Origin of the sequence: Shinella sp. SUS2 (genome assembly GCF_001262505.1) — a bacterium.
Classification (GTDB): Bacteria; Pseudomonadota; Alphaproteobacteria; order Rhizobiales; family Rhizobiaceae; genus Shinella.
This window is the reverse complement of the sequence record NZ_KQ410786.1, coordinates 1-7,246: the sequence shown is the minus strand read 5'-3', so window position 1 is coordinate 7,246 and position 7,246 is coordinate 1. Positions and strand designations below refer to the sequence as shown.

At 64.5% G+C, this 7,246-nt stretch carries 8 protein-coding genes; 1 reads left to right on the top strand and 7 read right to left on the bottom strand.

The genetic code is table 11. From position 1 onward, the window contains the following. The 7 genes from AKG11_RS32580 to AKG11_RS32550 all read right to left on the bottom strand — a co-directional run. On the bottom strand, window positions 1-289 hold a 289-nt coding region (locus AKG11_RS32580), incomplete at its 3' end, for an NAD(P)/FAD-dependent oxidoreductase (RefSeq protein WP_371260177.1). Between the two features lie 5 nt (window positions 290-294). Continuing rightward, window positions 295-1,224 (bottom strand): electron transfer flavoprotein subunit alpha/FixB family protein, encoded by a 930-nt coding sequence (locus tag AKG11_RS32575; RefSeq protein WP_050747008.1) that lies wholly within the window; start codon window positions 1,222-1,224, stop codon window positions 295-297. 27 nt (window positions 1,225-1,251) lie between these two features. Further along, a complete protein-coding gene (locus AKG11_RS32570) occupies window positions 1,252-2,001 on the bottom strand; it encodes an electron transfer flavoprotein subunit beta/FixA family protein (protein WP_050747007.1) in 750 nt (249 codons plus the stop codon). Window positions 2,002-2,019: 18 nt separating this feature from the next. Beyond that, entirely contained in the window at window positions 2,020-2,877 is an 858-nt protein-coding gene (locus AKG11_RS32565) for a sugar phosphate isomerase/epimerase family protein (RefSeq protein WP_050747009.1), read from the bottom strand. Window positions 2,878-2,879: 2 nt separating this feature from the next. Then, window positions 2,880-4,028 carry a dihydrodipicolinate synthase family protein gene (locus AKG11_RS32560; RefSeq protein ID WP_050747006.1) on the bottom strand — a complete coding sequence of 383 codons (1,149 nt, stop codon included), beginning with the start codon at window positions 4,026-4,028 and terminating at the stop codon, window positions 2,880-2,882. A gap of 11 nt (window positions 4,029-4,039) precedes the next feature. Next, window positions 4,040-4,819 (bottom strand): 3-ketoacyl-ACP reductase, encoded by a 780-nt coding sequence (locus AKG11_RS32555; protein ID WP_050747005.1) that lies wholly within the window; start codon window positions 4,817-4,819, stop codon window positions 4,040-4,042. Then, a complete protein-coding gene (locus AKG11_RS32550) occupies window positions 4,816-5,958 on the bottom strand; it encodes an acyl-CoA dehydrogenase family protein (RefSeq protein WP_050747004.1) in 1,143 nt (380 codons plus the stop codon). The genes AKG11_RS32555 and AKG11_RS32550 overlap by 4 nt, the downstream gene beginning before the upstream one ends. A gap of 156 nt (window positions 5,959-6,114) precedes the next feature. Between AKG11_RS32550 and AKG11_RS32545 the strand changes: the two genes are divergently transcribed. Continuing rightward, window positions 6,115-7,131 carry an aldo/keto reductase gene (locus tag AKG11_RS32545; RefSeq protein ID WP_050747003.1) on the top strand — a complete coding sequence of 339 codons (1,017 nt, stop codon included), beginning with the start codon at window positions 6,115-6,117 and terminating at the stop codon, window positions 7,129-7,131. Window positions 7,132-7,246 lie beyond the last annotated feature (115 nt).

Sequence of the window (7,246 nt, the reverse complement as noted above, 5' to 3'; positions counted from 1 at the left end):
GGGCGCAGCCGGCCGGGCCGAGCAGCAGGAAATGGTCGTCCGTCACCGCGGTCTTGAAGGGATGGTCGGCGTCCTTGCGCCAGTCGGGCAGCAGGCGGTCGATGCCGATGGGATCGACGACGGCGCCGGAGAGGATATGCGCGCCGACTTCAGAGCCCTTTTCCAGGACGACGACCGTCAGGTCAGGATTGACCTGTTTCAGCCGGATCGCCGCCGAAAGGCCGGCCGGCCCCGCGCCGACGATCACCACGTCGAATGCCATGCTCTCGCGTTCGGGGAGTTCCGCCATGTCGCTCAGAGCGCCCTCTGCAAATCCGGCAGGATCTCGAAGAGATCGCCGACGAGGCCGTAGTCTGCGACCTGGAAGATCGGCGCTTCCTCGTCCTTGTTGATGGCGACGATGACCTTCGAGTCCTTCATGCCGGCAAGATGCTGGATCGCACCCGAGATGCCGCAGGCGATGTAGAGCTGCGGTGCGACCACCTTGCCCGTCTGACCAACCTGCCAGTCGTTCGGCGCATAGCCCGCATCGACGGCGGCGCGGGACGCACCGACGGCAGCACCCAGCTTGTCGGCGACCGGAAGGATCACCTCCTGGAACTTCTCAGACGAGCCAAGCGCGCGGCCACCCGAGATGATGATCTTTGCGGACGTCAGCTCCGGACGGTCGGACGAGGACAGCGCATCCTTGACGTGGCTGGAAAGGCCCGGGTTCGCTGCGGCCGGGATGGTCTCGACCGCGGCGCTGCCGCCCTCGCCGGCTGCGGCGAAGGACGCCGTGCGCACGGTGATCACCTTCTTCGCGTCGGTGGGCTGAACCGTCTGGATGGCATTGCCCGCATAGATCGGACGCTTGAACGTATCGGCCGAGACGACCTCGATGATCTCCGAGACCTGCGCGACGTCGAGCAGCGCGGCAACGCGCGGCAGAACGTTCTTGCCCACCGAGGTCGCAGCCGAGACGATGGCGTCATAGTTGCCGGCCAGCGACACGATGAGCGCCGCCAGCGGTCCGGCGAGGTTGTTGCCGAGGCTTGCATCGTCGGCAAGCAGCACCTTGGAGACGCCCGAGAGGTTGGCTGCCGCATCGGCCGCAGCCTTGGCACCCGAGCCGGCGACGAGCACATGCACGTCGGAGCCGATCTTGCTCGCGGCCGTCAGCGCCTTGGCCGTCTGGTCGGAAAGGTGAGCGTTGTCATGGTCTGCCAGAAGAAGAATGGCCATGTTCGTAATCTCCTCAAATCTTCCGGATCAAAGCACGCCGGCTTCGGTCTTGAGCTTTTCGACCAGCTCGGCGACCGTCTTGACCTTGACGCCGGCCTTGCGGCCCGACGGCTCCTCGGTCTTCAGCACCTTCAGGCGCGCGGCGGTATCGACGCCGAAATCGGCCGGCACCTTCTTGTCGAGCGGCTTCTTCTTCGCCTTCATGATGTTCGGCAGCGACGCATAGCGCGGTTCGTTGAGGCGAAGGTCGGTCGTCACGACCGCCGGAAGCTTCACCGCGATGGTCTGAAGACCACCGTCGACTTCGCGCGTCACCTCGGCCGAACCGGAACCGATCTCGACCTTGGAGGCGAACGTCGCCTGCGGCCAGCCAAGCAGCGCCGACAGCATCTGGCCGGTCTGGTTCGAATCGTCGTCGATCGCCTGCTTGCCGACGATGACGAGGCCCGGTTGTTCGGCTTCCGCCACACCCTTCAGGATCTTGGCGACGGCCAGCGGCTCGACGGCGTCGTCCGTCTCGACCAGAACGGCGCGGTCGGCGCCCATGGCCAGCGCCGTGCGCAGCGTCTCTTCAGCCTTCGCGGGACCGATCGACACCACGACCACTTCCGCCGCCTTACCTGCTTCCTTCAGGCGCAAAGCCTCTTCCACGGAGATTTCGTCGAACGGGTTCATCGACATCTTCACGTTCGCAAGCTCGACACCCGAGCCATCCGCCTTGACGCGGATCTTCACGTTGTAGTCGACGACACGCTTGATGGGCACGAGGATTTTCATCGGGAACTCCAGAATACGTCAGCAAATGGTCCGGAAACGCTCGACCATGACATCAAGCACGTCGCCGGGATCGCGCTTCCACCAATTGTTCGCGGAAAAGATCTCGACCTCGCAGGGACCGGCATAACCCGCGCCCTCCACGCTCGCGCGCATCGTCTTGAGATCGGCAACCCCGTCGCCCATCATACCGCGATCCAGCAGCACGTCCTGCGTGTCGGCGAGCCAATCGCAGAGGTGATAGCCGAAAATCCGGTCCTTGCCGGCACGCCGCAATTGAGCGTCCAAACCGCTGTCCCACCAGACATGATAGACATCGACGGCAAGGCCGAGGTTCGGCATGTCGACCATCTCGCAGATATCGACGGCATCCCGCACCGTGGTGAGACAGGAGCGATTGCCGGCATAGACGGGATTGAGGGGCTCGAGCGCCAGTTTGACACGGCGCTCGGCCGCATAGGGTACGAGGTCGGCGACGCGGTCGGCCAGGATCCTAAGGCTCTCGACCGTCCCCTTGGTGCCGGGATGCACGCCGCCCACGACGATCGTCAGAACGGCGGCGCCAAGACCGGCCGCCATGTCGATGGAGGCCTTCGCCTCATCGAGAACCGCAGCCCGATCGAGTGCATCCGCGCCAACGAGAAACGGCGTCCGGCAAAGCCCGGCGACGGCTAGGCCGGCCGCGCGGGCACGGTCGCCAATCTCCACCGCCCGAAGGCCGATCTCCCGGCGCCAGAAGACGATCGAGCCGAAGCCGCGTGCCGCGCAGGCATCGATGACACGCTCCGGTTCCCAACCAGCGCCACGGCCCTCAAGATTATGGCCGAGGCTGGCGGTGTTGAGCGCCAGCGCCGAATGGTCCCTGGAAAAATCGCGCATCGTCATGCGCCATAGACGGCGAGCAGCGTCTTCATGCGCGTGATGGCAAGTTCGGGGTCGCGCAACAGCCCGCATTGATCGGCAAGGCGGAAGACTTCGACGAAGTAGGGCAGCGGCCGCATGGCCTGCGCGCCGTTCAGCATGACGAAATGATCCTGGAAGCCATTCAGCCAGGCAAGGAAGACGACACCTGTCTTGTAATACTGCGTGGGCGCGCGGAAGATCAGGCGGGCAAGCGGCACGGTTGGATCGAGCGTTGCGCGGAAGGCTGCCTTGTCGCCGTCCCCCAGCCGCCCGACCGCATAGGCCGCGGCAGGGGCGAGCGGATCGAAGATACCGAGCAGAGCATGCGAAAATCCCGCATCGTCGCCTTCGATGAGTTCGGGATAGTTGAAATCGTCGCCGGTATACATTTTCACGCCGGCCGGAAGGCGGCGGCGCATGACGACCTCCTTCTCCTTGTCGAGCAGGGAAATCTTGATGCCATCGACCTTGGCCGCGTTCGCGCCGATGACGGCAAGCGCCGTCTGCATCGCGGGCTCAAAAGCCGCGTCGCCCCAGTAATTGGCGAGCTGCGGGTCGAACATGTCGCCAAGCCAGTGCAGGATCACCGGTTCGTCACAGGCGGCAAGCACATCGGAATAGACCTTGAGATAGTCTTCCGGCCCCTTTGCAACGCGCACCAGCGCGCGCGACGCCATGAGGATCAGGCGGCCGCCGAGCTTCTGGATGGCCTCGGCCTGTTCCAGATAGGCGCGGCGCACATCGTCCAGGCTTTTCACCGCCGTGGGGTCGAGGTGATCCGTCCCGCAGCCATTGGCGACCAGGGCATCCGGAAGCTCCACCCGCGTGCGGCGGATCAACTCCAGCGCACCGGGCCAGTCGAGCCCCATGCCGCGCTGGGCGGTATCCATCGCCTCGGCAATGCCGAGGCCAAGACCGGCGAGGTAGCGACGAAACTCCATCGTCTTCGCCCAGTCCACCGTCGCGCGGCCCGATGGGTCGTTTGCGGTGAAGGGATCGGCGACGACATGGGCGGCGGAATAGACGACACGCGCCGGGTCTTTGCCGAGCGTCGCGGCCGCGATCGGCGTTCCGGTCAGGACATAGTCGGTGCGGCGGCCGGCGGTATCGGGAAGAGCGATTTTCATGGTGAAGGACCTCAGAAGCGCGGAACGAGCATGCCGGCATCGGCCGGGATCGACAGGCCGGTCGTGTAGGGAAGCCGACCGGTCGCAAGCGATGCGATCAGCGTGCCGACTTCGGCGGGTTCCCCGACGCGCGGGAAGAGCGTAAGCCCCTGGGCGGCCCGCTCGCGGTAGGCCTCGATGACGGGAGCCGTCATCTCGGTGGCGATCAGGCCGGGCTGGACATCATAGACGGCGATGTTTTCCCGTCCGAGCCGGACCGCAAGCGTCTTTGACACCATCGAGGCGGCAGCCTTCGAGGCGCAATATTCCGAGCGCTGTTCTGCCACCGCAACGGCGTTCGACGAGGTGACATTGACGATCGAATGGAAGTGGGAGGAGCGAGGGCGCGCAAGCGCGCGACGCGCGAAGGCCTGGCTCAGGAAGAACAGGGCTTTCGTGTTGACGGAAAAGCAGCGGTCCCAGCTCTCCTCGGAGACCTCCAGCATGTCACCACGGCTGAGCACGCCGACGCCGGCATTGTTGACCAGCGTGGTGAGCGGTCCGAGTTCCCGCTCGACGGCATCGAGCGCCGCATCATGGCCGCCGATCGCGGCAACGTCGAATGCGGCAGCGGCGACCGGTACGCCATGGGTGGCGATGCGCGCGACGGCGGCGGCAAGCTCGGCGTCTTCGGCCGGTCCATTGACGGCAATGGCAAAACCTTCGCGCGCCAGGGCTTCGGCAACGGCAAGGCCGATGCCACGGGAAGAGCCGGTGACAAGCGCGACCGGCCGAGCAACCGCCGCACTCATGCCCTTGCTCCCTTCTTCAGGAGTTCGCGCGCAATGATCATGCGCTGGATCTGGTTCGTGCCTTCATAGATCTGCGTGATCTTCGCATCGCGGTAGAGGCGCTCCACCTCGAAACCGCGGATATATCCCGAGCCGCCGAAGACCTGCACGGCATCGGCGGTGCGCTGCACGGCCATGTCGCCGGCAAAGCATTTTGCGATGGAGCAGGCTTTCGTTGCATCCGCGCCGGTGTCAATCTTCGATGCCGCGGAATGGACGAGCAGGCGCGCGGCCTCGATATCCTTCGCCATGTCGGCGAGCAGCCACTGCACACCCTGGAAATCGGAGATCGCCTTGCCGAATTGCTTGCGCGTCCCGGCATAGTCGAGCGCGGCCTCAAGGCCGGCCTGTGCGATGCCGACGGCGAGCGAGGCGATACCGACACGCCCCTTGTCGAGCACGGACATCATCATGTGGAAGCCACGGCCTTCCGTGCCGAGCAGGGCATCGACCGGCAGGCGCACATCCGAGAAATTCAGCGCACCGACCTGGCTGGCGCGCTGTCCCATCTTGTGTTCCTTCGGCCCTCTTTCGACACCGTCGGCATGCAGGTCAACGATGAAGATCGACATGCCGCGGTTGCCGGCCTCCTTGTCCGTACGGGCAAGGACGAAACCATAGTCGGCGACTGGCGCATTGTGGATCCAGATCTTGCCGCCGTTCAGCCGCCAGCCGTTCCCGTCACGCTCCGCCGTGGTGCGAATGCCGGAAACATCGGTGCCCGCTTCCGGCTCGGTAATGCAATAGGCGACCTTGGCCCGCATGCCGAGAATTTCCGGCAGCAGCGCCTGCTGGCTTTCCGTGCCGTGGCGCACCAGCAGCGTCGAGATGAGTTCGACGAGGCCGCACTGGTCGGCGACCGATGCATAGCCGCGGCTCAACTCCTCCATGACGAGTGCATAGGTGAGCGTATCGAAGCCCGGGCCGCCGAGAGCTTCCGGCACGCCGATACCGAAAAGCCCAAGCTTGGCCATCTCCTCGTAGAGGTCTGCGGGGAAGCGCTCCTCCCGATCGAGTTCCTCGGCCAGGGGGCGGATCGTTTCGTCTGCAAAGGCGCGCGCCATCTCGCGCACCTGCTCCTGCGTTTCGGTGAGATACATCTGCCTCGTCTCGCAACTAGTAACTATCTGGTTACATACATTCGCCTGCCGGTGAACGTCAAGACGGAAAAATGCACTAGGCCTGAATGTAGCTGCTTGCACAGCCGCTTGGCCGCGTGCATATTATTCACTATTCAGTTACTTGAGGAGGAAAACATGCACCCGGGAGAAAAGCGAAAATTTGGCCGAACGGACCTCGACGTCACCGCCTTCGGCTTCGGCACCGCGCCGCTCGGCAACATTTTCCGCGAGATCGACGAAGAGACGTCTCAGGAAATGTTCGTGCGCGCCTGGGAAGCCGGCGTGCGCTTCTTCGACACCGCCCCGATGTATGGCCATGGCCTTGCCGAACTGCGGACGGGGCACGCGCTGCGCTGGAAGAACCGGGACGATTTCGTGCTCGCCTCGAAGGTCGGACGTCTTCTTCGCCCGGCCCGGCGTCACACGATCAACTTCGCACCCTGGACGAATGCCGCGCCGTTCACCATGCATTTCGACTACAGCTACGACGGCACGATGCGCGCCTTCGAGGACAGCCTGCAACGGCTGGGACTGGAACGGATGGACATGTGCTTCATCCACGATATCGACGTCTTCACGCGCGGGAGCGAGCAGCCGGAGGTCTTCGAGCAGGCGATGGACGGCGCCTGGCGGGCGCTGGAACGGCTGCGCTCGGAAAAGGTCGTGAAAGCGATCGGTGTCGGCGTCAACGAATGGCAGGTCTGCCACGAAGCGCTTGTCCGCCACGATTTCGACTGCTTCCTGCTGGCCGGCCGCTATACCCTGCTTGAACAGGAGGCGCTGGATGCCTTCCTGCCCCTGTGCGAAGCGCGCGGTGCTGCGGTCGTTGTCGGCGGCGGCTTCAATTCGGGGATCCTTGCCACCGGCGCGAAGGACGGCGCGAAATACAATTATGCGCCCGCGCCGCGCAAGATCATGGAAAAGGTCGCGAAGATCGAGGTCGTGTGCGCGGAACATGGCGTGCCGCTGGCCGCCGCCGCCCTGCAATTCGTCGTCGCCCATCCCGCCGTCCCGTCCTTCATGGCGGGCACACGCACGATCGAACAGTTGGAGCAGAATCTGGCCTGGTTCTCCCATGCGATCCCGGCCGATTTCTGGGCGGACCTGAAGAAGAAGGGGCTCTTGCGCGAGGATGCGCCCGTTCCGGCGTGAACGCGCGCCAGCCCGCGTTGCGATGGCGGCGCGGGCTTCTAGGTGTTTGGTCCCGGCATTTGATGGTGCGGATTGAGTTTAAACCGTCCCGGCTCTGTTGCCCAGATTTTGCAGA